The organism is Olsenella profusa (assembly GCF_016900315.1).
In the GTDB taxonomy this organism is placed as follows: domain Bacteria; phylum Actinomycetota; class Coriobacteriia; order Coriobacteriales; family Atopobiaceae; genus Thermophilibacter; species Thermophilibacter profusus_A.
The window spans coordinates 29,619-53,932 of the sequence record NZ_JACSNQ010000014.1 but is presented as its reverse complement, the minus strand read 5'-3'; the positions used below and the strand labels follow the sequence as shown (position 1 = coordinate 53,932).

The 24,314-nt window shown below is 69.1% G+C and carries 26 protein-coding genes; 8 read left to right on the top strand and 18 right to left on the bottom strand.

Annotated elements, in window-relative coordinates; genetic code table 11:
* From H9X80_RS07015 to H9X80_RS06990, 6 genes are all read left to right on the top strand, one after another.
* A partial coding sequence (locus H9X80_RS07015; RefSeq protein ID WP_239471761.1) for a RidA family protein occupies window positions 1–458 on the top strand: 458 nt, incomplete at its 5' end.
* A 47-nt stretch (window positions 459–505) separates the two neighbouring features.
* Window positions 506–931 (top strand): FHA domain-containing protein, encoded by a 426-nt coding sequence (locus tag H9X80_RS07010; RefSeq protein ID WP_204793632.1) that lies wholly within the window; start codon window positions 506–508, stop codon window positions 929–931.
* 3 nt (window positions 932–934) lie between these two features.
* Window positions 935–1,711 (top strand): MerR family transcriptional regulator, encoded by a 777-nt coding sequence (locus H9X80_RS07005; protein ID WP_204793631.1) that lies wholly within the window; start codon window positions 935–937, stop codon window positions 1,709–1,711.
* An 11-nt stretch (window positions 1,712–1,722) separates the two neighbouring features.
* Window positions 1,723–2,256: an adenine phosphoribosyltransferase gene (locus H9X80_RS07000; RefSeq protein ID WP_204793630.1), complete on the top strand. Its 534-nt coding sequence runs from the start codon at window positions 1,723–1,725 to the stop codon at window positions 2,254–2,256.
* A 192-nt stretch (window positions 2,257–2,448) separates the two neighbouring features.
* Complete coding sequence (locus H9X80_RS06995; protein ID WP_204793629.1) at window positions 2,449–3,630, top strand: C40 family peptidase; 1,182 nt, start codon at window positions 2,449–2,451, stop codon at window positions 3,628–3,630.
* Between the two features lie 80 nt (window positions 3,631–3,710).
* On the top strand, window positions 3,711–5,234 hold the full coding sequence (locus tag H9X80_RS06990) for a ClC family H(+)/Cl(-) exchange transporter (RefSeq protein ID WP_342590888.1): 1,524 nt from the start codon (window positions 3,711–3,713) through the stop codon (window positions 5,232–5,234).
* Window positions 5,235–5,372: 138 nt separating this feature from the next.
* On the opposite strand, the gene H9X80_RS06985 is transcribed toward H9X80_RS06990, so the two are convergent.
* From H9X80_RS06985 to H9X80_RS06960, 6 genes are all read right to left on the bottom strand, one after another.
* Window positions 5,373–6,323 carry an NAD(P)/FAD-dependent oxidoreductase gene (locus H9X80_RS06985; RefSeq protein ID WP_204793627.1) on the bottom strand — a complete coding sequence of 317 codons (951 nt, stop codon included), beginning with the start codon at window positions 6,321–6,323 and terminating at the stop codon, window positions 5,373–5,375.
* 159 nt (window positions 6,324–6,482) lie between these two features.
* A complete protein-coding gene (locus tag H9X80_RS06980; protein ID WP_204793626.1) occupies window positions 6,483–7,784 on the bottom strand; it encodes a uracil-xanthine permease family protein in 1,302 nt (433 codons plus the stop codon).
* Window positions 7,785–7,870: 86 nt separating this feature from the next.
* Entirely contained in the window at window positions 7,871–9,190 is a 1,320-nt protein-coding gene (locus H9X80_RS06975; protein WP_204793625.1) for an NCS2 family permease, read from the bottom strand.
* Between the two features lie 82 nt (window positions 9,191–9,272).
* Window positions 9,273–9,719, bottom strand: a complete 447-nt coding sequence (gene dut / locus H9X80_RS06970; RefSeq protein ID WP_204793624.1) for a dUTP diphosphatase — start codon at window positions 9,717–9,719, stop codon at window positions 9,273–9,275.
* Window positions 9,712–10,161 (bottom strand): transcriptional regulator NrdR, encoded by a 450-nt coding sequence (nrdR, locus tag H9X80_RS06965; protein WP_204793623.1) that lies wholly within the window; start codon window positions 10,159–10,161, stop codon window positions 9,712–9,714. Before nrdR ends, dut begins: the two co-directional genes overlap by 8 nt.
* 127 nt (window positions 10,162–10,288) lie before the next feature.
* Window positions 10,289–10,741, bottom strand: coding sequence for a LysM peptidoglycan-binding domain-containing protein (locus tag H9X80_RS06960; RefSeq protein WP_204793622.1), 453 nt, complete (start codon window positions 10,739–10,741; stop codon window positions 10,289–10,291).
* A gap of 189 nt (window positions 10,742–10,930) precedes the next feature.
* Between H9X80_RS06960 and lexA the strand changes: the two genes are divergently transcribed.
* Window positions 10,931–11,584, top strand: coding sequence for a transcriptional repressor LexA (gene lexA / locus H9X80_RS06955; protein ID WP_204793621.1), 654 nt, complete (start codon window positions 10,931–10,933; stop codon window positions 11,582–11,584).
* A 4-nt stretch (window positions 11,585–11,588) separates the two neighbouring features.
* The gene (locus H9X80_RS06950) at window positions 11,589–12,347 is read left to right on the top strand and encodes a heparan-alpha-glucosaminide N-acetyltransferase (RefSeq protein WP_239471759.1); all 759 of its coding nucleotides are present in this window, start codon (window positions 11,589–11,591) and stop codon (window positions 12,345–12,347) included.
* Here H9X80_RS06950 and hflX read toward each other — a convergent pair.
* The 12 genes from hflX to H9X80_RS06890 form a co-directional block, all read right to left on the bottom strand.
* Window positions 12,267–13,643, bottom strand: a complete 1,377-nt coding sequence (gene hflX, locus H9X80_RS06945) for a GTPase HflX (RefSeq protein ID WP_204793620.1) — start codon at window positions 13,641–13,643, stop codon at window positions 12,267–12,269. The two genes, H9X80_RS06950 and hflX, sit on opposite strands and share 81 nt — an antisense overlap.
* The gene (miaA, locus tag H9X80_RS06940) at window positions 13,630–14,577 is read right to left on the bottom strand and encodes a tRNA (adenosine(37)-N6)-dimethylallyltransferase MiaA (protein ID WP_204793619.1); all 948 of its coding nucleotides are present in this window, start codon (window positions 14,575–14,577) and stop codon (window positions 13,630–13,632) included. Before miaA ends, hflX begins: the two co-directional genes overlap by 14 nt.
* Window positions 14,574–15,941, bottom strand: a complete 1,368-nt coding sequence (miaB, locus tag H9X80_RS06935) for a tRNA (N6-isopentenyl adenosine(37)-C2)-methylthiotransferase MiaB (protein ID WP_204793618.1) — start codon at window positions 15,939–15,941, stop codon at window positions 14,574–14,576. Before miaB ends, miaA begins: the two co-directional genes overlap by 4 nt.
* Before the next feature lie 2 nt (window positions 15,942–15,943).
* A complete protein-coding gene (locus H9X80_RS06930) occupies window positions 15,944–16,261 on the bottom strand; it encodes a stage V sporulation protein S (protein WP_204793617.1) in 318 nt (105 codons plus the stop codon).
* Window positions 16,262–16,371: 110 nt separating this feature from the next.
* The gene (locus H9X80_RS06925; protein ID WP_204793616.1) at window positions 16,372–17,457 is read right to left on the bottom strand and encodes an ATP-binding protein; all 1,086 of its coding nucleotides are present in this window, start codon (window positions 17,455–17,457) and stop codon (window positions 16,372–16,374) included.
* A 10-nt stretch (window positions 17,458–17,467) separates the two neighbouring features.
* The gene (rny, locus tag H9X80_RS06920) at window positions 17,468–19,021 is read right to left on the bottom strand and encodes a ribonuclease Y (RefSeq protein WP_204793615.1); all 1,554 of its coding nucleotides are present in this window, start codon (window positions 19,019–19,021) and stop codon (window positions 17,468–17,470) included.
* Window positions 19,022–19,270: 249 nt separating this feature from the next.
* Window positions 19,271–19,942, bottom strand: coding sequence for a RecX family transcriptional regulator (locus tag H9X80_RS06915; protein WP_204793614.1), 672 nt, complete (start codon window positions 19,940–19,942; stop codon window positions 19,271–19,273).
* Window positions 19,939–21,042, bottom strand: a complete 1,104-nt coding sequence (recA, locus tag H9X80_RS06910; protein WP_204793613.1) for a recombinase RecA — start codon at window positions 21,040–21,042, stop codon at window positions 19,939–19,941. The genes H9X80_RS06915 and recA overlap by 4 nt, the downstream gene beginning before the upstream one ends.
* Window positions 21,043–21,210: 168 nt before the next feature.
* Window positions 21,211–21,828 (bottom strand): CinA family protein, encoded by a 618-nt coding sequence (locus H9X80_RS06905; RefSeq protein ID WP_204793612.1) that lies wholly within the window; start codon window positions 21,826–21,828, stop codon window positions 21,211–21,213.
* Between the two features lie 14 nt (window positions 21,829–21,842).
* Window positions 21,843–22,448 carry a CDP-diacylglycerol--glycerol-3-phosphate 3-phosphatidyltransferase gene (gene pgsA / locus H9X80_RS06900; RefSeq protein WP_342590887.1) on the bottom strand — a complete coding sequence of 202 codons (606 nt, stop codon included), beginning with the start codon at window positions 22,446–22,448 and terminating at the stop codon, window positions 21,843–21,845.
* A gap of 2 nt (window positions 22,449–22,450) precedes the next feature.
* A complete protein-coding gene (rimO, locus tag H9X80_RS06895; RefSeq protein WP_204793611.1) occupies window positions 22,451–23,821 on the bottom strand; it encodes a 30S ribosomal protein S12 methylthiotransferase RimO in 1,371 nt (456 codons plus the stop codon).
* The gene (locus H9X80_RS06890) at window positions 23,787–24,284 is read right to left on the bottom strand and encodes a YajQ family cyclic di-GMP-binding protein (protein ID WP_204793610.1); all 498 of its coding nucleotides are present in this window, start codon (window positions 24,282–24,284) and stop codon (window positions 23,787–23,789) included. The genes rimO and H9X80_RS06890 overlap by 35 nt, the downstream gene beginning before the upstream one ends.
* Window positions 24,285–24,314: the final 30 nt, after the last annotated feature.

Here is a 24,314-nt window from a genome sequence, read left to right as displayed (position 1 = left end):
CGTGGGGTCGCGGGGCGCGGATAGGGACGGGCGTTCTTCTCGCCGGCTGGCTGGACGCGCCCGAGAGAGGGGAGACGATGAAGTACTCGATCAACGCAAAGGGGGCTCCGGAGGCGTTTGGCCCCTATTCCCAGGGAACCACGGCGGGTCGGCTCGTCTTTGCCTCGGGGCAGCTCCCCATATCCGCCGAGGACAGCCGCGCGCTCGTGGACGGGGGGATCGCCGAGCAGACCGAGCGGGTCATCGACATCATCGAGTCGATCCTCTCCGAGGTGGACTGCACGCTCGCCGACGTGGCCCAGACGACCGTCTACCTTGCGAGCCTCGACGACATGGACGCCATGAACGAGGTGTACGCCCGCCGCTTCACCACGCCGGCGCCCGCCCGCGCGGTGGTGGGCGTCTCCGAGCTGCCACTCGGCGCCCTCGTTGAGATGGACTGCGTCGCGTGCCGCTGAGGCGCGCTATTATCTTATGTGTGCCAAGCGAAGACGAGGGGAGAGACATGCCTAATCCCAACACCGGTTCCGGAGCCACCGAGATCTTCCGGATGCCCGCCGCCGACTCCACGGTCCCCGACCTCATGGGTGCCGTGCGCCCGGCCCGGCCCACGCTCACCATCGTGAAGGGCCCGCAGATAGGGGAGACCTTCGAGCTTGACACGCCCGAGATCACGCTGGGCCGCGACCCAAGGAACAGCGTCTTCCTGAACGACATGACCGTCTCTCGCCATCACGCGCGCATGGACCTCTCCGGAATCGCCGCCGGCATGGCCACGATCGAGGACCTCGGCTCGCTCAACGGCACGTGGGTGGACGGCGCCATCGCCTCGCGCGCGAGCCTCAAGGACGGGTCCACCGTCCAGATCGGCACCTTCCGCATGGTCTTCCACACCAACCAGCGGCCGCGTCGAATCGACACCGAGGCGTAGGCCATGGCCGATGCCGGATACCTGACCATCGGCAAGGTCGTCAAGAAGCTGCAGCAGCAGTACCCCGACCTCTCCATCTCCAAGGTGCGCTACCTCCAGGACGAGGGCCTGCTCAACCCGTCCCGCACGCCGAGCGGCTATCGCCTCTACTCGCAGAAGGACGTGCGGCGCCTCGAGACGATTCTCTACCTGCAGAAGACGCGCTTCCTGCCGCTCTCCGTCATCAAGGAGGAGCTCGAGCGCGCCGACTCCGGCCAGGCGCCGCTCGAGGCGGTGCGTGGCGGGCTGGGGGTTGAGACGGTGACGCTGCCCGCCGACGACGAGGAGACGGCCGGCAAGCTGCACCCCATCGACCGGATGCCCGAGCTCGTAGGCGCCTCCGTGAGCTTCGTCCGACAGCTCTCCGAGGCCGGCGTCATCACGCTCACGCGCTCCCCGCACGGGCGCGACCTCGTGGACGGGCGAGACTTCCCGCTCATCCGCGTCTGCGACGAGCTGCGCCACTTTGGCATCGGCCCAAAGAACCTTCGCCAGTACGTCATCGCCGCCAACCGCGAGTCCTCGATGTTCGAGCAGGCGCTCGTGGTCTTCGCCCGCAAGGGCGGCGGCGTGGAGATCGAGGACACCGAGGCCGCGCGCCAGCGCTTCGACCAGGCATTCTCCCGCATGCTCAGCCTCACCAACGCCGTCCGCGACGAGCTCATCGCACGCCGCGTGAAGGAGCCCTTCAACAGCAGCGACGACAAGACGGGCCCGCAGGGCACCGCACACAGAAAGTGAAGTGACCGCTCATGTCCAGCTTCGACTTCGAGAGCCGCATCGTCGACATCCCCGACTACCCCGAGCCCGGCGTGGTCTTCAAGGACATCACGCCCCTCTTCGACGACGCCGAGGCGCTGCACGCCGTGATCGACGCGCTGGCCGACCACTTCCGCGACAGGGGCATCACCAAGGTCGTGGGCGCCGAGGCACGCGGCTTCATGGTCGGCGTGCCCGTCGCGTACGCCCTGGGCTGCGGGTTCGTGCCCGCACGCAAGCCCGGGAAGCTCCCGCGCGAGGTCTACTCCGAGACCTACTCGCTGGAGTACGGCACCGACGAGCTCCAGATCCATCGCGACGCGCTGACCCCGGAGGACCGCGTGCTCATCGTCGACGACCTGGTGGCGACCGGAGGCACCGCCGTTGCCACCGCCCACCTCGTCGAGCAGTCCGGCGCCGAGGTGGCCGGCTTCGGCTTCATCCTCGAGCTCGCCTTCCTGAAACCACGCGAGGTCATCTCCAAGGAGTGCCCACAGGAGGTCTTCACCCTCGTCAAGGTTGAATAGGCCCCGGGCCGCGCCCGCCCCGACGGACGGACGGGCGCGGCCCGGCGCCCGGCGTCAACCCGCCCTCACCGGAGGGGCGCGTGGTACCCCGCTCATGGTGGCGCCTTGGTATCATGGCCATACTATGGACGTCCCACGAAGCCAGCAGACGCCGCCTAAAATGGACAGAGGCTTTCGAAAGGACCTTTTCGCATGACACTGAGACATAGAGTCGTATCCGCGGGGCTCATGGCGCTTCTCGTCGCCGGCCCCGCTACCATCGCGCTTGCGCCCGCAGACGTGGCCCTGGCAGACCCGCAGTCCGACCTCGAGGCCGCTGCGGCTGAGCTCGACGCCCTGGGCGCCGAGCTCTCCGACTACCAGGACCAGCTTGCCTCCGCCACCACCAGCCTGGAGGACACCGACGTCGAGATCGCCGAGAAGCAGACGCAGATCGAGCAGACCTCCCAGGAGCTCGAGCAGAAGCGCGCTGAGCTCGGGGCGAGCATGAGCAGCTCCTACAAGTCGGGCAGCGGGGGGCTTCTCGAGTTCATCCTCGGCTCCACGAGCGCCGAGGAGCTCGTGAGCCGCATCTACTACCTCGACAAGGTCTCCGAGCAGCAGGCGGCGAACATCCAGGAGGTGCGCAGCCTCGCGGACCAGCTCGACCGTGAGATGTCCGAGCTCGAGGAGCGCCAGAGCTCCCAGCAGCAGCAGGTGAGCGACCTCCAGGCACAGGTCGACGCGTACCAGGCGCGCGTCGCCGACGCCACGAGCTACTACGACTCCCTCGACGAGCAGGTGCGCGCGCAGCTCGTCGCTGAGCAGGAGTCAAACGCCAACATCTCGACCGTCGTGAACGCCGTCGAGACCAGCCAGGAGCAGCAGGCCGCCCAGGGGCAGCAGGGCGGCAACGGCGGCGGGGGGTCGGCGCCCGAGCAGCAGGAGCCGCCCGCGGCAGACCAGCCCACGGGAGGCAACGGCGGCGGCCAGGCCGAGCAGCCCCCCTCGGACGGCGGCAACGGTGGCGGGGGGTCTACCGGCGGCAGCTCCGTACCCGCCGGGCAGGGCGTGGCCACGGCCTACGCCCAGATCGGCAAGCCCTACGTCTACGGCGCCACGGGCCCTGACGCCTTTGACTGCTCTGGCCTCGTGTGCTACTGCTTCGGCTACGCCCGCGGCCGCACCACCACCGCCATGATCTCCTCGCTGCAGGCCTCCGGCGACTGGAAGACGGACATGAGCCAGCTCGCCGTCGGCGACCTCGTGTTCCCCACGACGGGTCACGTTGGCATCTACGTGGGCAACGGCATGATGATTCACGCCGCCAACCCCGCCACGGGCGTCGTGCTCGCCTCGGTCTACAGCTTCATCGGCGGCGGCTCCTACTACTAGCGGGGGCGTACGCCACGGTGGGCGAGTCAGGGTCAGGCGCGCGGAGCCAGGTCGCTCGGCGCCTCTCAAGGCGCTTTCAAGTGGCCCTCGTCGGCGAGGGCGCCCTCGTGGGCCTAGCCGCCGGGGCCGTGGTCACCCTCTACCGCATGGCGCTCTCCGGCGCCGAGGACGTGCTCAGGCACGTCACGGGGCTTGCCTCGGACAGCCCGCTCGCCATGGCGGGCTGGTTTGCCGTGCTCGCCGTCCTTCTCGCCGTGGTGGGACGGCTCGTGCGCTGGGAGCCCGCCACATCGGGCTCGGGCATCCCGCAGGTCGACGCCGAGGTCGCCGGGCGCTACGACGCCCCGTGGGCACGCGTGCTACCGGCCAAGTTCGCCGAGGGTGCGCTCTGCTCGCTCGCCGGGCTCTCCCTGGGGCGCGAGGGCCCGTCCGTCCAGCTCGGCGGCATGTCCGGCAAGGCCGTCTCCCGTGCGCTCGGCCGCAGGAGGGGAGAGGAGCGGCTGCTTGTCACCTGCGGAGCCGCCGCGGGCATGTCGGCCGCCTTCCACGCCCCCTTCACCGGCGTCCTCTTTGCCCTCGAGGAGATTCACCGCGAGTTCACCGCGCCCCTCATCATCTCCGTCATGTGCTCGGCAGTCGTCTCCGACCTCGTGGTGTCGCAGGCGCTCGGCATCCAGCCCGTGATGGCGCTTGCCTTCTCGGCCGACCTCCCGCACCCCGACTACCCGTTCGTCATCGTCCTGGGGCTCGTCTGCGGGGTGCTCGGCGCCCTCCACAACCGCGGCATGTTCGCGGCCCAGGACCTCTTCGCACGCGTGCGCACCCACCTGCCCGAGGCCCGCCTCGCGCTGCCCTTCCTGCTCGCCGGCGTCGCCGCCTTCGTGTGGCCCGAGCTCATGTGCGGGGGAGACGCCATCCTGGAGGACCTGCTCGCGCCGGGCGCGCCCGCGCTGGGGGCCGTGCTCGCGCTGCTGGCTGGCAAGTACCTCTTCACCGCCCTCTGCTTTGGCTCCGGGGCGCCCGGGGGGACGCTCTTTCCGCTCGTCGTCATGGGAGGGCTCGTGGGCGGGGCCTTCGCAAGCGTGGCCGGTCTCGCACCGACCTACTTTGCCAACTTCGTGGCGCTTGGCGTGGCCGGGCTCTTCTCGGGCGTGGTGCGAGCCCCCGTGACCGCCGTGGTGCTTGTCTTCGAGCTCACTGGCTCGCTCGACGCGCTGCTCTCCGTGTGCATCGTCTCCATCGTGGCCTACGTCACCTCGAGCCTCACGCGGACCGATGCGTTCTACGAGCACCTCCTCGCAGCTCTCGTGGGCCCCGAGGGGGCGGACGAGGCGCGCGGCGGAAGCCTCTCGCACGGCGAGAAAGACCTGGGGACCGTCAGGGTTGGCGCCGGCAGCCGGCTCGAGGGGATGCTCGTTCGTGACGTCCCGTGGCCGGACGGCGTGCGCCTGCTTACGGTCGACCGTGCGGGCCGCGAGATCGCGCCGACGGGCGCCACGCGACTCGAGGCCCTCGACGAGCTCCTGTTCATAGTCGACGCGGGCGCGGCAGCCGACGCTCGGCTGAAGCTCCACGTTATGGGCGCGCCGCGTGCGCGGACGTGAGGGGAGCGACCGCCTGGGGTCCAGAGGGACGTCCCGCCTCCCTGATTGGGCAGAACTCTCTACTTTACATAAGATATATTATCACGGATTCAGAGGGGAGCGCAGGATCGGGGTGGCGCCGGTCTGGACGCCCCAGCGCTACCCCTCGATAGGACGGCCGAGATAGGCCGCCGCGCTCGTGGCGGCTATGGCACCGTCAGCCGCGGCGGTCACGATCTGGCGCAGCGGCTTGGCCCGGACGTCGCCGGCCACGAAGAGCCCCGGCGTGCCCGTGGCCATCCGGTCGTCGGTCACCACGTAGCCCGCCTCGTCAAGCTCCACGAGCCCGTCCACGAGCCCGGTCTCCGGGACCCGGCCCACAAGGACGAAGACGCCGAACGAGCCCTCGTCGTAGGCCTCCTCGTAGGTCTCACCGGTCCCGTTGTCACGCAGGGTCAGCGTCGTGGGCAGCTCGCCGCCGTCAAGGGCCACGAGGCTCGTGAGCAGGCGCACCTCGACCTTCTCGTGCCTCTCGAGCTCCTCGACGAGCGCCGCTTGGGCCCTGAGGTGGTCCTTGCGGACGAGCAGCGTCACCTTGCTCGCAAAGCGCGTGAGGAACAGCGCCTCCTCGGCGGCAGAGTTTCCTCCCCCGACCACGAACACCTGTTTGCCACGATAGAACATGCCGTCACAGGTGGCGCAGTACGAGACGCCGTGGCCCGCGAAGCGATCCTCGCCGATAAACCCGGCGTGGCGCGGCTGGGCTCCCGCCGCCACGATGACCGCGGCGGCGTCATAGCTCGCCGAGGCCGCACGCACCGTAAAGCGCCCGGTTGCAGGGTCGCGCTCCAGGGATTCAACCGGGTCCATGACGACCTCGGCGCCGAGGTCGGCCGCCTGGGACCGCATGGCGTCGACGAGCGAGAAGCCGTCGGCGTGCGGGACGCCGGGATAGTTGTCGATCTCGCTCGTGAGGATCACCTGGCCGCCGAACGCCTCGCGCTCGAGCGTCACCGCGTCGAGCAGCGAGCGCTGCGCGTAGAGGGCCGCTGTGAGTCCCGCTGGGCCGCCGCCGACGATGACGAGGTCCTTGACCGTGCTCTGAGCCATGTCAGTCCCCTTTCAGAGTTTCCTTTGTTGAGAGATACCCCGCTCTCCCCTTCCCTAACGCCAAAATGAAAGTACGTCACCAACATTTTGACGGCAAACCCGGCGTGTCGCCTTGCGGTACGCCGGGATGCCATGCCCGTGTCTGCTGCTGGGGAAGACCTAGTCTTTGCCCTCCCCGGTAGCCGAGTTCTCGGCCGAGGCGTCGGCAGGCGCCTGCGGGAGGATGAGGTTCAGCAGTATGCCGACGAGCGTGGAGGTGGCCATGCCGGGCAGCGTATAGTCACCTATGGGGATGGAGATTCCCGAGGTCTCCATGCCGACGCCGAGGATGATGACGACGGAGGCAATCATCAGGTTGCGGTTGACGTCGAAGTCGACGCGGTTCGAGACAAGCATGCGCAGACCGTTGGAGGCGATGAGGCCGAAGAGCAGCAGGCTCACGCCGCCCATGACCGGACTCGGGATGGACTGGATGAGCGCGGCGAGCTTGGGGCAGAACCCACCCACCACAAGGGCGAATGCGGCCGCGTACCAGAAGATCTGCGTGGAGTAGACGCGCGTGACGCTCATGACGCCGATGTTCTCGGCGTAGGTGGTCGTGGGAGGGCCGCCGAGGAAGCCGGAGATGCAGGTGGAGATGCCGTCGCCGGCAAGGGAGCGCGGCAGCATGGGGCGGTAGTCCTTGCCCACGATCTCACCGACGGCGAGCAGGTGGCCGATGTGCTCGATGACCACGACCACGGCGACGGGCGCCACGAGCGCGATCGCGCCGGGGTCGAAGACAGGCATGGAGACGTGCGGGAGGCCGACCCAGGCGGCCTCGGCCACGGGCGCAAAGTCAACGAGGCCGAGCGCGAGCGAGATGACGTAGCCCACGATGATCGCCAGGAGCACCGGCACCGTCCCGATGATGCCGCCCATGCTCGAGAAGACCACCGCCGCAAGGAGCGTGACGGCGGCCACGACGGCGCCGACGCCGGAGAAGGCGACAGTGCCGTCCGCGGCCGTGGTGGTGAAGGCCATCTCGGCCGCCGTGGCGGAGAGGCCGACGCCGATCACGACCATGACAGAGGCGACGAGCACCGGGGGGAGCAGCCGGTCGAGCCAGCCGGTGCCGACGAGCTTGATGATGCCCGCCACGGCGAGAAACACCAGGCCGGCGACGATGACGCCCGACATTGCTGCCGCGAGCCCGCGCGTGGCGCCCACCGCGAGGATGGGGCTGATGAAGGCGAAGGAGCTACCCAGGTAGCTCGGGATCTTGTTGCCGGTGACGAGCAGGTAGCAGATCGTGCCGATGCCCGAGCACATGATGGCGACGTTGGGGTCGAGCCCCGTGAGGACGGGGACAAGCACCGTGGAGCCGAACATCGACATCATGTGCTGGATGCCGAGCGGGATGGCGCGCCCGACCGAGACCCGGTCGTCGACGCCGATGAGCTCGCGCTCGCGTGCGCTCATGGGAGCTCCCTTCTCCTGGGGCCAGGGCTGGGGTAGAAAAAAGGGCCCGGGCGCACGCTGCGCCCGGGCCCGGCAGGCGGCGTGCGCTACGCCACCAGGAAGTAGATCAGGAAGGCGATAGCCGCAACCCACATGAGCGGGCGGACCTTCTTGACTTGGCCGGTCACGACGGCGGTGATCACGTAGGCGATGAAGCCCAGGCCGATGCCGGAGGAGATCGAGTAGGTCATGCAGATGCTCGCGACGATCATGAACGCCGGGAAGCCCTCGAGCAGGTCGGACCAGTCGATGCCCTTGACGTCGCCCATCATGAGGTAGCCGACGTACACGAGCGCGCCGCAGGTGGCGGCAGAGCTCACGCACGCGATGAGCGGCGAGAAGAACGCGGCGAGCAGGAAGAGCACGCCGGTGGTGATGGAGGTCAGGCCCGAGCGGCCGCCGTCGGCGGCGCCGGAGGTGGACTCGACGAAGGTGGTGATCGAGGAGGCGCCGAAGAGGCCGCCGACCGCGGCCGCGGCGGAGTCGACGATCAAGATCTCACGGATGTTCTCGACGTTGCCGTCCTCGGTCAGGAAGTCGCCCTGCTTGGCCACGGCCATCGCGGTGCCCATGGTGTCGAAGAAGTCGGACATCATGAGCGAGAAGGCAAGCACGAGCAGCGTCGGGTTGGTGACGACCTTGGCGATGCCCATGACGCCGTTGGCGTCGGACTGGAACGGGGCGGCGAAGGTGGTGAAGTCGAGCGTGGAGACGATGCCGGCGGGCGCCTGGGTGACGCCGAGGGGGATGCCGCAGATGACGGCGATCACGATGCCGAGCAGGATGGAGCCCTTCACGTGGAAGGCCTCGAGCACGATGGTGACGATGATGGAGATGATGCCGACGATGAAGGCGGCGTTGGTCACGTCACCGAGGGCGAGCAGGGTGCCGGCGTCGTTGACGATGATGCCGGCGTTGGAGAGGCCGATCATCGCGATGAAGAGGCCGAGGCCGACGGAGATGGCGTGACGCAGCGAGACGGGGATGGCGTCCATGATCGCCTCGCGCAGGCCGCAGAGCACCAGGATGAGGATGGCGACGCCCTCGACGAAGATGATGCCCATGGCGGCGTGCCAGTCACCGCCGCAGGCACCGGTGGCGGCGACGGCGATCATGGAGTTGACGCCGAGGCCCGAGGCGCAGGCGAGCGGCCTGTTGGCGATGAGGCCCATCAGGACGGTCATGACGGCGGCGCCCACGCAGGTACCCGTGACGATGGCGCCGTAGGGCACGTCGGGCATCGCGGCGCTGAGGATGGAGGGGTTGACGATGATGATGTAGGCCATCGCCAGGAACGTCGTCAGGCCGGCGCGAAGCTCCGTCCCGGCAGACGTCCCCCTCTCGGTGAGATGGAAGAACTTGTCCATGCTTCTGGTTACCTCTTCTCAAATTGCCGAAAACAATACGCGGCCCCTCCGGGACCGCACTCCGACGACGTCAGGGAAACGATCAGACGCCGCTTGAGCCAAATCCTCCCGCGCCGCGGTCGGTCTCGTCGAGCTCGTCAACCTCGACGAGCGTGACCGTGGGGACGCGCTGGATGACGAGCTGGGCGATGCGCTCGCCGCGCTCGATGGTGATGGGCTTCTCGTCATCGAGGTTGACGGCACAGACCTTGAGCTCGCCGCGATAGTGGGAGTCCACGAGGCCCGGCGTGTTCGCCATGGAGAGGCCCTGATTGAGGGCGAGTCCGCTTCGGGGCTGCACGAAGCCGGCAAAGCCCTCGGGAATGGCGACGGCTAGCCCCGTGGAGACCAGGCGGCGCTCGTGCGGGGCCAGGGTTACGTCCTCGTTGGCACGCAGGTCAAGCCCGGCATCACCGGCATAGGCGTAGCTGGGCAGCTCGACGGAGGGGTCAAGGCGCTTGATGGGAAGGTCGATGCGCTCGTCAGTCATTCAGGCTCCTCAGCTCCTCGCTGAACTCGTCCACGTCCTTGAAGTCACGGTAGACGGAGGCAAAGCGTACGTAGGCGACCTTGTCGATGGAGACGAGCCGCTTGAGCACCATGCTCCCCAGGTCAACCGACGAGACCTCCGTGCGGCCGCCGTCGCGCAGCGCCGACTCGATGTCGTCAATGAGGCCAGAAAGGGCTGACATGGGGACGTCACGCTTGACCGTGGCCGTGACGAGGCCGCGCATCAGCTTCTGACGGTCGAAGGGCTCCTTGTGCCCGTCGCGCTTGATGACGACGAGGGGGACCTCCTCGCAGCGCTCGTAGGTCGTGAACCGAAAGCCGCAGCTCGTGCACTCGCGACGACGACGAATGGCATCGTTGCTCTCCGAGGGCCTCGAGTCGACGACCTTCGACTCATCGCAACCGCATTTGGGACAGCGCATCTAACCTCCTTGTTGGAACGCAACAGAGAAGGTATCACAAAACGTTCAAATCTCGCCACCCGGCGCCGACTCGAAACCAACTGGAAAGGGCCGCGCACCGTGAAACAGGGCGGAAAAGAGGGCGAGCCTAGCCGAGCGAGGCCACGGGGACCTGCAGGCGCTGGCCGGGCGTGACGAGACCGCCCGTGAGACCGTTGCGCTCCTGGATCCAGGAGACGAGCTCGGCCGTGCTGACGCCCTGCGGGATGCGTCCCTCGGCGATGCCCCAGAGGGAGTCACCCTCCTGAACGACGACAGTCTCGGTGGGAAGCGCGCTCAGGGATGCGGCTCCACCCTGCGCGCGCAGGGCGTCTGAGACGACGGAGGCCAGGGCGAGGGCGCAGACGAGCGCGACGCCGCAGGCGACGAACAGGGCGGACTGGCGCAGCGAGAGCTCCTGAGGCCGCCGGGCGACGTCGGACGCGCCCTCGGCCGTGCGCCCGCCCTCGATGAGGACGAGCCGGGGCCTGCGGGAGCGGGCGCTGAGCGCGGCGGTGCCGTCAAAGGCCGGGAGGCCGGCTGGCGTGGTGAGGTTGTTCATCGCTGTCCCCTTTCGCTTGACTGTGCTGGGACGGTTATATCGAGGCGACCGGACAGAAATTCTCGTTCGAAACAGAACGTCTGTACCTTATTATGATAGTACGCTTGTTCGTGTCAAGAGAAAACGAACAGATGTTTGCAGAAACGCAGAAACTGTCGTATCATGGGCTCACAGAGAGAAGGAGGCACCATGGCAAAAGGAAAGCTCGGTAAGCGGCAGCTCGCAATCTACGACTTCATCCGTGCCTACTCCGCCGAGCACGGCTATCCGCCCTCGGTGCGCGAGATTGGCGCCGCGGTCGGGCTCGCCTCCCCCTCCACCGTCCACATGCACCTCAAGGTGCTGGAGGAGCAGGGCCTCATCAAGCGAGACTCAAAGAAGCCCCGCACCATCGAGGTTATGGGAGGCCAGGGCGCCCCCGCCACGGACCCCGGGCTCGCAAGCGTCTCGCAGGACGTCAACCGCAACTCGATCACGCTGCCGCTCGTCGGACGCGTGGCCGCCGGAACCCCCATCCTGGCCGAGCAGAACATCGAGGACACGCTCACCCTGCCCACCTCCATCGTGGGGGACTCGAGCTCCTTCATCCTCCGGGTGCGCGGGGAGTCCATGATCAACGCCGGCATCTTCGACGGGGACTACATCGTCGTGAAGGAGCAGCACGACGCCCATGACGGGGAGATTGTCGTGGCGCTGATCGATGACTCGGCCACCGTCAAGACCTTCTACCGCGAGCAGGGCCGCATCCGCCTGCAGCCGGAAAACGACACCATGGAGCCCATCTACGCGGACAACCCCACCATCCTCGGCCGGGTCACGGCGCTCATCCGCTCCGTCTCGTAGCGTCATGGGAAAGTCTGGGGGCGAGGCGGCGCGGACGCATGGGCGCATCGGCGTCTTCGACGTCGTGCGCGGCTTCTCGGTCGTCTCGATGGTGCTCTTTCACCTCTGCTACGACCTGCGCTTCCTCGCCGGCGTTCCGCTGGCGTGGTTCGCCCCACCCCTGCAGGACGTCTGGCGGGCGAGCATCTCGTGGACGTTCCTCTTCGTGGCCGGCTGCATGTGCCCGCTCTCGCGCAGCAACCTGAGGCGCGGGCTCTCCTACGCCGCCGTCGCGCTCGCCATCTGGGTCGTCACGACCGTTGCCGCCGTCGACACGCCCATCTCGTTCGGCATCATCTACTGCATGGCCGCCTGCACGCTCGTGTCCTGGGCCCTCTCGCGCGTCGGCGCGCTTCCGCGCGGGCGCGTGGCCGCCCTCGTCCTCTTTGTGGCGTTTCTCGCCCTTCAGGGCATCTCGCGCGGCACCGTGGGGCTCGGCCCGCTCTCCGTGGAGCTGCCCCCCGCCCTCTACGAGACGCCGTGGCTCGCCTGGCTCGGGCTTCCCGGGGGAGGCTTTTCCTCGGGGGACTACTACCCGCTCCTCCCCTACCTCTTCATGTACCTTGCCGGCGCCGCGCTCGGGGCGCGGTGGGGGCAGAGGGGCTACCCCGCCTGGGCACGTGAGGCGCACGTGGCGCCCCTCTCATTCGTCGGGCGCCACGCCCTCGTGGTCTACGTGGTCCACCAGCCCGTCCTGCTGGCCCTCACCATGCTCCTCGCCTGATTCCTGCCCACCCACCGCGTAGGGGGCGAGCGTGCGGGCCATGCGCTCGTCGGCCTTCACGGTTGCGAGCAGACCCTCCTGGACGTAGCGCTCCCGCATCACCTGGCAGCGTTCGTGCACCATCTTCATGAGCAGGCCCTTCTCGTAGGGCACGAGCACCGTCACGGTGACGCTGCCGCTCGCCGCCTCGCGGGCCACGCGATAGAGCAGGCCACGGATGCCCGTGCCCTCTCGCGCTGAGATGACCTGCGCGTCCGGGTGGGCCAGCGTCGCCGCGCGCAGCTCCTCCTCGTCGAGCAGGTCCGCCTTGTTGAGCACGGTCACGCAGCGGATCTCGGCGGCGTCGATGTCGGCGAGCACCGAGCGGACCGCCTCGATCTCCAGCTCGCGATGCGGGTCGGAGGCGTCCACCACCAGCAGGATGAGGTCGGCGGCGCGCACCTCGGCGAGCGTCGACTTGAAGGACTCCACGAGCATCGTCGGCAGCTTCTGGATGAAGCCGACCGTGTCGGTGAGGGTGATCTTGCGCCCCTCCTCGAGCTCGAGGGCGCGCGTGGTGGGGTCGAGTGTGGCGAAGAGCTCGTCGCGCACGTAGACGTCCGCCCCGGTCAGGCGGTTCAAGAGGGTCGACTTGCCGGCGTTGGTGTAGCCGACGAGCGCCACGCGCCAGACGCCGGAGTCCCAGCGCGCCTTGCTCTGCACGCCTCGCCTGCGCTCGAGCCGCTCGAGCTCGCGTCGCAGCGTCGAGATGCGCGAGCGCACGAGCCTTCGGTCAACCTCGAGCTGGCTCTCGCCCTGGCCGAAGCGGCTTCCGATGCCGCCGCGCGTCTGCTCGCCCACGAGGTGGCTCCACATGCCGCGCAGTCGTGGCAGCACGTACTGGAGCTGGGCCAGCTGCACCTGGAGCCGGCCCTCGTGCGTCTTGGCGTGGACGCCGAAGATGTCCAGGATGAGCGCCGTGCGGTCGATGATCTTGACCGGCTCGCCGACGATCTTCTCGAGGTTCGCCTGCTGGGAGGGCGTGAGCTCGTCGTCGAAGATCACCACGTCGGCGTCGAGGTTGCGCACGTAGGAGCAGAGCTCCTCCACCTTCCCCTTGCCGATGAAGGTCTTGGGCACGGGCGCGTCAAGGCGCTGCGTCATCGTGAGGACCACCTCGGCGCCGTCCGTCTCGGCAAGCCGCGCGAGCTCGGCGAGAGACTCCTCCACGCCCCACTCGGAGCGCCCGAGGTCGACGCCCACGAGGATCGCCCGCTCCGGGACCGGCGCGGTGGACTGCGGCCTAAAGCGACCCATCGCCCGCCCCCTCCCCGAGCTCGGCGCAGACGAGGTCGGCGGCCTGCGCAAGGCTCGCCTCGTCAAGGTCTATCCAGCGGACCCGGCCGTCGTGGCGAAACCACGAGAGCTGACGCTTGGCGTAGCGCCTCGTCCGGCGCTTCACGAGCTCGACGGCCTCCTCCGCGGAGGTCTCCCCGGCAAGCGCGCCGAGCACCTCCTTGTACCCGATGGCCTGGCCGGCGGTGGAGTCCGCGGTGAGGCCCCGCCCCGCCAGGGCGCGGACCTCGTCGAAGAGCCCGGAGGCCACCATCGCGTCCACCCGCTCGTCGATGCGCTCGTAGAGCCGCTCGCGTGCCATCGTGAGGCCCCAGACCCGCGCGTCGTAGTGCGCGGCGCGCTCGTGCAGGCCCTCGTGCTGCGTGGCGTAGGAGACCCCCTCGTCGAGCATCTCGAGGGCGCGCACCACGCGCCGGACGTTGTTGGGGTGGATGAGCTCGGCGCTTCTGGGGTCGCGCTCGGCGAGAAGGGCGTGCAGGGCCGCGGCGCCGCGCTCGTGCGCCAGCTCCTCGTAGGACGCGCGGCTTCCGCCCCCGCGCTCCCCCGCCGGAAACGCCATCTCGTCGACGACCGCGTTGAGGTAGAGCCCCGTCCCGCCGCAGAGCACCGGCGTGCGGCCCTCGGCGAGCAGGGCGTCCACACAGGAGCGCGCCGCCTCCTGAAAGCGCTGGACCGAGTAGTCCTCGGTGGGGTCCGCCACGTCGACCATGAGCAGCGGCACGCGCCGCTCGGCGGCGGGCGTCTTGGCCGTGCCGACGTCCATGCCCCGGTAGACCTGCATGGCGTCGACCGAGACGACCGCGCTGCCAAGGCGCTCGGCCACGAGCTCGGCCAGGGCGCTCTTGCCCGAGGCCGTGGGCCCGACCACGCAGACGACGGGGCCCGGCGCGCTCATCGGGGCTCGCCCTCCAGGCTCCCCCGCAGGTACCACGTGCGCGCCTCCTCGACGCGCACGTCGCAGACCGTGCCGACGAGCTCGTCGGCGGTGCGCCCCTCGGGCAGGGGGAAGTGCACCGTCTGGTTCTTCTCGCTGTGGCCCACCATGACGGAGTCGTCGCGCTTGGACGTCCCCTCGACGAGCACGCTCACGAGCTTGCCGAGGTCGGCCTGGTTGGCGTCGTGGGCCTGCTCGGCCACGAGGGCGGCGAGACGGTCGAAGCGGTCCTGGATCACCTCGTGCGGGGTGTCGTCGGGCATCTTGGCCGCGGGCGTCCCCGGCCGACGCGAGTAGATGAAGGTGTAGGCGGACGAGAAGGCAGCCTCGCGGACGAGCGAGAGCGTGTCCTGGAAGTCCTCCTCGGTCTCGCCGGGAAAGCCGACGATGATGTCGGTGGAGAGCGCGATGTCCGGCAGGGCGGCGCGCAGGCGCCTCACGAGGTCGAGGTACTCCTCCCGCGTGTAGCTGCGGTTCATCGCCCTCAGGACGCGCGTGGAGCCGCTCTGGACCGCAAGGTGCAGGTGCGGCATCACGTTGGGCAGCTCCGCCATTGCCGCGATGGTCTCGTCAGAGAGGTCCTTGGGGTTGGACGAGGTAAAGCGGATGCGCTCCACGCCCGTGGCCGAGACGGCGCGCAGCAGCTCGGCGAAGCGCGGCTCGCCGTAGATGTTACGGCCGTAGGAGTTGACGTTCTGCCCGAGCAGGGTGACCTCGTGCACGCCGTCGGCGACGAGGCGCTCCACCTCGGAGACGACGCTCTCCATGGTGCGGCTCTTCTCGCGCCCGCGAACGTAGGGCACGATGCAGTAGGTGCAGAAGTTGTTGCAGCCGGTCATGATCGGGACCCAGGCGTGGAAGGGGCTCTCCCGGCGGCTCGGGAGGTCGGTGGAGAAGGGGCGCCCCTCCTCGACGGTGTCGACCTCCACGGCGTGCCCGTCGTCCTCGTACGCCTCGGCGAGAAGCTCGGGCAGACTTGCGAGCGCGCTCGTACCGAACACCACGTCCGCGCAGGCGATGTGCTCGCGGATCTTCTCGCCGTCGCGCTGGGCGATGCAGCCCCCGATGGCCACCACGCGCCGGCCGGAGGGGGGCGTCGGGGCCGAGACCATGGCCGAGGCCTGGCCGTAGAGGCGCTGGTCGGCGTTCTCCCGAACGCAGCAGGTCATGAAGACGACGATGTCGGCGTCCTCAGGCTCGGCCACGCAGATGCAGCCGCACTCGTCGAGGAGGCCGGCCACGCGCTCGGAGTCGTGCAGGTTCATCTGGCACCCGAAGGTGCGCACGCAGTAGGTCTTTCCAACAAGGACGGGGGGATGGGACATCGTCATGCCTGCCTCGGGGAATCGGCATCGACGCCGGACGTGGTGGTCGGGGCGGGGATGCGGTGGACGTAGACGGCGATGCGGATCGCCGTTCGGCTCTCGCCGGAGATCTCGATGTCGGAGAACGTTGGCGCACAGGAGATGTCGACTCCGGTGGGGATCAGAAAGCCGCGGGCGATGGCGATGGCCTTGACGGCCTGGTTGACCGCGCCCGCACCGACGCACTGGATGTTGACGGGCACCCCGTCCTTGACGAGACCCGCTATGGCGCCAGCGACCGACGCCGGCGACGACTTGCTCGACACCTTCAGATAGTCCATGTCATGTCTCCTGCTGCACGTAACGTGAGCTGTTGCGAATATGGTTCGTGAGTTCCGGATGCATTCTACTGGCAAACTGCGGTTTTGAGAAGCGCGACCACGTCAGGGCGCTAGTCTCGCTCCTCGAGGTCGAAGGTGACGGTGATCTTGCCGCGCCCCACCCGAACCTTGGGGTCTGCGGAGAGGGAGAGGTAGTAACGGTCGGCGAGCAGGGAGAAGTCGCGCTCCATGGCGCGAGAGAACTCGTCGAGGTCCTCGGAGGAGACCCTGAGCCCGCGCCGGTCGCGCGCGAGGTCGACCTCGCGAGGGGCGCCGGCGTGCGGGGAGGCCCGGTGCGTGAGGCGGGCGACCACGCTGCGCAGCGGCCTGATCTGGCCGGAGACGATGCGGTGCGCGGTGCGCTCGGACATCTCCAGACCGAGCGCCGCGGCCTGCTCGCGCAGCTCCGAGGCGTCCGCCGCGGCGCGTAGGCGCTCCAGGACCGGGAGGTCCTCGAGCGAGTCGATGAAGAGGAGCTCGGAGCCGTCCACGGACTGGGCGGCGCGTGCCCGGGCCGTGGCGGCGATCTCGGCGGGCGAGCCGAGGTAGACCTCGCAGGACGCGCGTTCCTCGAGCGCGAACTCACAGCACGTCCGAACGATGTTGTGCGGCCCGCGCACGCAGGCGAGCGCACCGTCCTCCCCCGCCTCCACGGTCGGCCAGCTTGACTGGTCGGCACGCTCGGGCAGCGCGCGGGCGTCGGTCACCACGCGGATCGAGGTCCCCTTGCCCGGGGCCGAGGAGACGACCTCGGCGCTCACCGCGTTCTCCCTCACCGAGAAGAGCGCCATGCCACGGCCGTGGATGCCCCAGCGGTCCATGTGCACGCTGTCGAGCTTGGAGGTCACACGGGCCTCGAAGATGCGCTCCTGCATGTCCGCCGGGACGCCCGAGCCGTCGTCGAGCATCGTGGTGGTGCGCAGGTCGCCCTCGCGGGCCGTCGCCACGTAGATGTGGCGTGCGCCGGCGTCGCGGGCGTTGCGCAGCATCTCGATGACCGCGTCCTCCACGCAGCGGATGTCGTGCTTGGCCTGGCGGCGCTCCGCCTCCGCGACGCGGAGGCGTACGTAGCCCTCGCCGAGGTTCTCCTCGACGCGCAGGGCGCGCTCGCCACCCATGGTGGAGACGAAGCTGACGAGGTCGTTGCCGGCGGGCATGGCCCCTCCGCTACTTGGCCACGTCGACGGCGCGCGACTCGCGGATCACCACGACGCGCACCTGGCCGGGATACTCCATCTCGTCCTCGATCTGCTTGGCGATGTCGTGCGCGAGCACGGTGGCCTGGGCGTCGGAGATCTTCTCGGGCTCGACCATCACGTGGAGCTCGCGGCCGGCCTGCATGGCGTAGGTGCGCTCGACGCCCTCGTGAGCGTTCGAGATCTCCTCGAGCTTCTCGAGGCGCTTGATGTAGTTCTCGGCGGACTCGCGACGGGCGCCGGGACGTGCGGCGGAGATGGCGTCGGCTGCCTGGACGAGCACGTCGAGCACGGTGTCCGGGTCAACGTCGGCGTGGTGGGCCTCGATGGCGTGGACGATCTCCGGGCGCTCGCCGTAGCGGCGGGCGAGGTCGGCGCCGATCACGGCATGCGGGCCCTCGACCTCGTGGTCGATGGCCTTGCCAAGGTCGTGGAGGAGGCCCGCGCGCTTGGCGGGAGCCTCGTCAAGCCCGAGCTCGGAGGCCATGATGCCGCAGAGGGCAGAGACCTGGACGGAGTGGGAGAGGACGTTCTGGCCGAAGGAGGTGCGGTAGCGCAGGGCGCCCAGCGTCTTGACGAGCTCGGGGTGCAGGTCGTGGATGCCGGCGTCGAAGGCGGCCTGCTCGCCGGCCTCGCGGACGCGCTCGGCAACGAGCGCCTCGGCCTTCTTGTAGAGCTCCTCGATGCGAGCCGGGTGGATGCGGCCGTCGGCGATGAGGTTCTCGAGCGCCACGCGCGCCGTCTCGCGACGAACGGGGTCGAAGCTCGAGAGGACCACCGTCTCAGGGGTGTCATCGATGACGAGGGAGACGCCGGAGACCTGCTCGAAGGTGCGGATGTTGCGGCCCTCGCGGCCGATGATGCGGCCCTTGAGGTCGTCGGAGGGGATGTGGACGGAGGTCACCGTGATCTCGCCGGCCTGGTCGGCGGCGCAGCGCTGGATGGCCGTGGAGATGATCTCGCGAGCCGTCTTGTCCGCCTGGGCGCGCACCGACTGCTCGGACTCGCGCAGGATCTGGGCCTCCTCGCGCACGGAGTCTGCGCGCACGCGGGCGAGCAGCTCGTCGTGGGCCTCGTCGCGCGAGAGGCCGGCGATGCGCTCGAGCTCGGTGGTCTGGCGGGCGGTCATCTCGTCGAGGTCGTTCTTGCGGCGGTCGAGCTGGCCCTGGAGGCTCGAGAGCTGGTGCTCGCGGCGGTCGAGCGCGTCGTTGCGGTGGTCGAGGGACTCCTCGCGCTGCATGATGCGGTTCTCCATGTTCTGGAGCTCCTGCTTGCGCTTCTTCTCCTCGGCCTCGGAGTTCTGTTTGAGCTGGAGGATCTCCTCCTTGGCCTCGAGGATGGCCTCCTTCTTGGTGCTCTCGGCCTGGCGGGCGGCCTCGGCCGAGATACGCTCGGCCTCGCTCCTGGCGGACTCGAGGTGGGACTCGGCCTCCTTGAGGCGGGAATCGCTCTGCCCCGCGAGGACGAAGTACACGACGGCCGCTCCAACGATCAGGCAGACCGCCCCAACGATTATCAATTCCATGGCTGCTCCTCAGATGTGATGATGCGTTCCTGCTGTGGTTCTGGAGACCATGGCGCCATGCGCCATGGAACCCGCCATCGGAGATGCAGTCGTGGCGCCTATGCCGAGGGTGGTGCGTGATCGACAGCTAACGTGACATGACAAACAGATATGGACATCAGCTGGCAGGCCAGCGAGAAGTGCGCTCCAATAGCTAAACAATCGTAGCGTTAAGGTAAGCGCCGTGTCAACGCGCCCGTGGTAGACGGTCTAGTTTCGTCCGTCCGTGACCTCGCGGGCAACCTCGGAGGCAAGGGCGTAGGCAAAGCCCCTCCCGCAGAGGAAGCGCACGATGCGCTCGAAGTCGTTCTTGCCGGTAAGGCGGCGGCGCGACGCGAGCGAGAGCGCACGGGCGTGCTCCTCGTCGGCGTCGAAGTACTCCTCAGGCCAGCCCTCGACCTCGCCGACCTCTATGCCGCGACGCGAGAGCTCGCGGGCTATCTTGGACCTCCCCCAGCCGGCGGCCACCTTCGAGCGTATGAACACCGATGCGTAGCGCGCGTCGTCGACCAGGCCGCACGAGCGGGCGCGCTCCACGAGCTCGTCGACGAGAGCCCTCCGGTAGCCATCGCGCGCGAGGCGCACGGCAAGCTCGTGGGTGGAGTAGTCACGGCGCCCGACGAGCGCCTCAACGCGCTCGCGCCCGCAGGAGCGCGAGAGCTCGCCCACAAGGTGGAGCAGCTCCGCACGGGAGGAGGGAGACGTTCCCTCCCCGTCGCGGACGCGGACGAGGCGGCGTCCCACCGCTACGGGGAGCGACCACTGCTCGTCTCCCCGCTCCGAGGTGGCCACGCTCAGCGTGGCGCGTGGCGGGCGGCCGGCAAGCGAGCGGGCGGTGCGGGCGGGAAGCTCGACGTCCCAGCTGAGCGTTGGGTCGCTCACAGCTCAGGGCCCTCGGGGTCCACGTCAGCGCCCTCGACGACCTCACCCACGCGCTCGTCGCCCAGCTCGAGCCCACAGGCCACGCGAACCTTGTGGTCGATCTCGTCACGCAGGTCGGGGTTGGAGGCGAGGAACTCCTTGGCCGCCTCGCGACCCTGGCCGAGGCGCTCGGACTCATAGGTGAACCAGGAGCCGGACTTGTTCACCACGTCATAGTCAACCGCCATGTCCAGGATCGAGCCCTCCTTGGAGATGCCCTGCCCGTACATGATGTCAAACTCGGCCTGCTTGAACGGCGGCGCAACCTTGTTCTTGACCACCTTGACGCGAACGCGGCTGCCCACCGCCTCCCCGTTGACCTTGATGGTGTCTATGCGGCGGATGTCCATGCGCACCGAGGCGAAGAACTTGAGCGCGCGGCCGCCCGGCGTGGTCTCCGGGTTGCCGAACATGACGCCGATCTTCTCGCGAAGCTGGTTGATGAAGATGCAGGTGGTGTTTGACTTGGAGAGCGAGCCCGCAAGCTTGCGGAGGGCCTGGCTCATGAGGCGCGCCTGCAGGCCCACCGTGGAGTCACCAATCTCCCCCTCGATCTCCGCGCGCGGGGTGAGGGCGGCGACCGAGTCCACGACCACGACGTCTATGGCGCCGGAGCGCACGAGCATGTCACAGATCTCAAGGGCCTGCTCGCCGGTGTCCGGCTGGGAGATGAGCACCTCGTCGATGTCCACGCCGATGCGGGCCGCATAGCCCGGGTCAAGTGCGTGCTCCGCGTCGATGAAGGCCACCACGCCGCCCATGGCCTGGGCCTCGGCGAGAATCTCGAGGGAGAGGGTGGTCTTGCCCGAGGACTCCGGGCCGTAGATCTCCACGATGCGGCCGCGCGGGACGCCCCCGATGCCGAGCGCCGCGTCAAGGGCGATGGAGCCGGTGGGGATTGCCTCGACCTCCATGCTGGGGCCGTCGTCACCGAACCTCATGATGGCGCCCTTGCCGAACTTCTTCTCAATCTCCTTGGTGGTCTCCTCGAGAACCCTGTCCCGCTCCTCGCCGGTGGTCCGGGGGTGAATCTCCTTGGTGATGCCCTTGCTCTTGGCCATGCTCTCTCCCTTGCTCAGGTTCGTCGCAGACATGGTAGACGAACACCCGTTCTACGTCAAGGCGGACGGCAAGAGCATAGGGACGGGGGCTTGCGGGGTTCCGACGGGAGGCTTGCGCGGCCCGCCGCCTACATGACGCGGAGCCCCCAGGGGCGCCCTTCGTCCTCCTCAGGCGTTCGCGCCGTCCGTGACCTCCCCCGCAGCCGAGCGTGCAAGGTTGCCCGCCTCCACAACACCTTCACGGAGAAGCTCGACCGCGCGGCGCACGGCGGCATGGCGGACCTCAGCCCGGTCCCCGGGGAACAGGCCCCTCTCGGCACGGGTCCCCGCCGGGGTGGAGAGTCCCAGCCAGACGGTACCCACGGGCTTGCCCGGCTCCTCCCCGCCCGGGCCGGCGATACCGGTGAGCGAGACCGCGACGTCGCAGCCGAGCGCGCGCCGCGCGCCGCGGGCCATCTGCTCGGCGCACTCGCCCGAGACCACGCCCAACCCCGGCGTCTGGACCACCTCGTCGGTGACGCCGAGAAGCGCCTGCTTGACGGGGACGGCGTAGCTCACCACCCCGCCGCGGACCACGGCGGAGGAGCCCGGGACCGCGGTGAGGCAGCCGGCGACGAGGCCGCCCGTGCACGACTCCGCCGTGCCAAGCGTCACCCCCGCCCGCACGGCGTCGGCGACGAGCGCCGCACAGGCGTCGAAGAGGCCCTCGTCATGGGCGAGGATGACCTTGTCCCGGCCCTTCTCGCCGGGGCGGCCGGCGGCGCCGGCCGTGGGGGCGTCAGACATAGCGACCACCTTCCCTAGGCCCGGAACACGACGTGCCGGGCGTCCCAGAAGTACTGCGCGCCCGAGACCACGGTGAGCACCACCGCGGCGACCATGAGCGCCCAGGAGACGAGACCGACGAGGCCGAGGTCGTCCACTGCGAGGGCGGAGAGGGCGTAGGAGAGATAGTAGCCGCAGAGCGCCACCATCGTGACCGCGGTCTTGGCCTTGCCGAGGCTGTCGGCGGCGATGACGTCGCCCTTCCCGGCGGCCACCATGCGCAGCGCGCTCACGAGGAACTCGCGCAGCAGGATGACGAAGACGACCCACACCGAGACCGCGCCGCGCTCAAGGAGCAGCAGCAGCGCCGAGAAGACCAGGAGCTTGTCGGCGATGGGGTCGAGGAACTTGCCGAAGTCCGTGATCTCGTCGCGCGAGCGCGCGAGGTAGCCGTCGACCTTGTCGGTGAGCGAGAGGGCGACGTAGAGCACGAAGGCGGCGAGGGCGAGCGGCGCCGAGTCAGCGCCGCCCGCCGCCTGCGCGACGAGCATGAAGACCGGGATGAAGGCGATGCGGACGCAGGTCACCACGTTGGCGGGCGTCCAGATGCCCCGGGGGGCGGGTGCGTTGGGGGCGCCCACGGCTACGCCTCCTCCCTCACGAGCTCGCCGACGAGCTCGTAGCAGAACGAGTCGACGAGGTCCACGCACACGATGTCGCCCACGGCGGCCTCGCCGGAGGCGATGTGGACCGCGCCGTCGCTGTCGGGCGCCTGGAACCAGGCGTGGCCGATGAGCTCGGGGCCGTCGTCGCCCTCCTCGACGCCGTCGACGATCACATGCACGCGCTCTCCGACGTGGGAGGCCGTGGCGGCAAAGCCGAGCTGCTCGGTGAGGTCCACGAGGTGCTGCGTGCGCTCGAGCTTCACGTCCTCGGGAACCTGATCGGCCATGCGGGCGGCCGCGGTGCCCTCCTCCTGGGAGTAGGCGAAGACGGAGCAGTAGTCGAACTCCTCCTCGGCGATGAAGTCGTAGAGCTCGTCGGCCTCCTCGTCCGTCTCGCCGGGGAACCCCGCCATGCCGGTGGTGCGCAGCACCATGCCGGGGATCTCGGAGCGCAGGCGCGCGAAGAGCTCGCGGAGCTCCTCGGGCGACCCGGAGCGGCCCATCGCCTTGAGCACGCGCGCGGAGCAGTGCTGGATGGGGATGTCGATGTAGGGCAGGACCTCGGGCACGTCGCGGATCGTGGCGACGAGCTCGTCGGTCATGCCCTCGGGCTGCAGATAGAGCACGCGCACCCAGCCGTGGTAGGGGCGCACCGCCTCGGCGACCCTCCGCAGGAGCGAGGCGAGCGTCTGGCCCTCGCCAAGGTCGCACCCCCACACGCCGGTGTCCTGGCCGATGAGCACGACCTCGCGGACGCCGCCCTCCATGAGAGCGGAGACCTCGGCCACCACGTCCTCGGCCGTGCGGGAGTGGTAGCGCCCGCGGATGTAGGGGATCGCGCAGAAGGTGCAGAAGCGGTCGCAGCCCTCGGAGATCTTCACGAAGGCGCTCGCCCCGTCGACGGTGCGCAGCGTGCCCGCCGTCCCCGCCTGGCCGGCGGAGGCCGGCATGCCGAGCACCTCGCGCACCACGCCCGTGATGCCGTCCTCGTCCTCGGCGCGCACGAAGGCGGCGACCTCGGGCAGCTCGCTGGCGAGGGCGTCGCCGTAGCGCGAGGGCACGCAGCCGCACATCACGATCGGGCACGCGCGGACGCCTCCCGCGACCTGCTCGGCGAGCTCGAGGGTGGCCTCGACGGACTCTTCGGTGGCGCTGGCAAGAAACGAGCACGTGTTGATGACCGCCACGTCGGCGTCCTCGGCGCCGTCGGCCTCCAAGAACCCGTCGGCGAGCAGCAGGGCGCGCATGCGGTCGGTGTCGACCTCGTTCTTGGCGCAGCCGAGCGTCACGAACAGGACGCGCGGCGCGCGGGCGCTAGCGGTAGTTGACGAACTGCAGGGGCTGGCCATAGTCACGCTCCTTGAGCGACGCGATCACGGACTGGAGGACGTCCCTGGAGGCGGAGCTCACGCGGAGCTTGTCCCCCTCGATGGCGGCCTTGGCCTTTACCTTGAGGTCGCGGACGTCCTTGGCGATCCTCTTGGCGGTGTCGGCGTCGATGCCCTGGACGATGGTGCCCACCTGGCGCACCGTCATGCCCGAGGCGCCCTGCGGGTCGGCCCACCGCACGGCCGTGAGGTCGATGCCGCGGCGCGTCAGCTTGGTCGCGAGCACGTCGCGCACCTGGCCGGCGACGAACTCGGAGGGGGCCTCTATCTTGAAGGACCCCTCCTTCTTGGAGAGCTCGAGCGTGGCGCCCGTGCCCTTGAGGTCGTAGCGCTGCGTGAGCTCGCGCGCAGCCTGCTGGTAGGCGTTGTCGACCTCCTGCATGTCCACCACGGACACGACGTCGAAGCTCGATTCCTTGGCCATGCCATCTCCTTTCCGTGGCGCCCATGGCGC

Bases quoted from the DNA above. Each gene is read 5' to 3' on its own strand.
- hflX (WP_204793620.1), bottom strand. From the start codon at position 13,643: ATGGGTCGCTTTAGGCCGCAGTCCACCGCGCCGGTCCCGGAGCGGGCG.
- miaA (WP_204793619.1), bottom strand. From the start codon at position 14,577: ATGAGCGCGCCGGGCCCCGTCGTCTGCGTGGTCGGGCCCACGGCCTCG.
- H9X80_RS07005 (WP_204793631.1), top strand. From the start codon at position 935: ATGGCCGATGCCGGATACCTGACCATCGGCAAGGTCGTCAAGAAGCTG.
- rny (WP_204793615.1), bottom strand. From the start codon at position 19,021: ATGGAATTGATAATCGTTGGGGCGGTCTGCCTGATCGTTGGAGCGGCC.
- recA (WP_204793613.1), bottom strand. From the start codon at position 21,042: ATGGCCAAGAGCAAGGGCATCACCAAGGAGATTCACCCCCGGACCACC.
- lexA (WP_204793621.1), top strand. From the start codon at position 10,931: ATGGCAAAAGGAAAGCTCGGTAAGCGGCAGCTCGCAATCTACGACTTC.
- H9X80_RS06995 (WP_204793629.1), top strand. From the start codon at position 2,449: ATGACACTGAGACATAGAGTCGTATCCGCGGGGCTCATGGCGCTTCTC.
- H9X80_RS06975 (WP_204793625.1), bottom strand. From the start codon at position 9,190: ATGGACAAGTTCTTCCATCTCACCGAGAGGGGGACGTCTGCCGGGACG.
- nrdR (WP_204793623.1), bottom strand. From the start codon at position 10,161: ATGCGCTGTCCCAAATGCGGTTGCGATGAGTCGAAGGTCGTCGACTCG.
- H9X80_RS07010 (WP_204793632.1), top strand. From the start codon at position 506: ATGCCTAATCCCAACACCGGTTCCGGAGCCACCGAGATCTTCCGGATG.
- H9X80_RS06985 (WP_204793627.1), bottom strand. From the start codon at position 6,323: ATGGCTCAGAGCACGGTCAAGGACCTCGTCATCGTCGGCGGCGGCCCA.
- H9X80_RS06960 (WP_204793622.1), bottom strand. From the start codon at position 10,741: ATGAACAACCTCACCACGCCAGCCGGCCTCCCGGCCTTTGACGGCACC.
- rimO (WP_204793611.1), bottom strand. From the start codon at position 23,821: ATGGCCAGCCCCTGCAGTTCGTCAACTACCGCTAGCGCCCGCGCGCCG.
- dut (WP_204793624.1), bottom strand. From the start codon at position 9,719: ATGACTGACGAGCGCATCGACCTTCCCATCAAGCGCCTTGACCCCTCC.
- H9X80_RS06890 (WP_204793610.1), bottom strand. From the start codon at position 24,284: ATGGCCAAGGAATCGAGCTTCGACGTCGTGTCCGTGGTGGACATGCAG.
- miaB (WP_204793618.1), bottom strand. From the start codon at position 15,941: ATGTCCCATCCCCCCGTCCTTGTTGGAAAGACCTACTGCGTGCGCACC.
- H9X80_RS06905 (WP_204793612.1), bottom strand. From the start codon at position 21,828: ATGTCTGACGCCCCCACGGCCGGCGCCGCCGGCCGCCCCGGCGAGAAG.
- H9X80_RS06930 (WP_204793617.1), bottom strand. From the start codon at position 16,261: ATGGACTATCTGAAGGTGTCGAGCAAGTCGTCGCCGGCGTCGGTCGCT.
- H9X80_RS06950 (WP_239471759.1), top strand. From the start codon at position 11,589: ATGGGAAAGTCTGGGGGCGAGGCGGCGCGGACGCATGGGCGCATCGGC.
- H9X80_RS07000 (WP_204793630.1), top strand. From the start codon at position 1,723: ATGTCCAGCTTCGACTTCGAGAGCCGCATCGTCGACATCCCCGACTAC.
- H9X80_RS06925 (WP_204793616.1), bottom strand. From the start codon at position 17,457: ATGCCCGCCGGCAACGACCTCGTCAGCTTCGTCTCCACCATGGGTGGC.
- H9X80_RS06980 (WP_204793626.1), bottom strand. From the start codon at position 7,784: ATGAGCGCACGCGAGCGCGAGCTCATCGGCGTCGACGACCGGGTCTCG.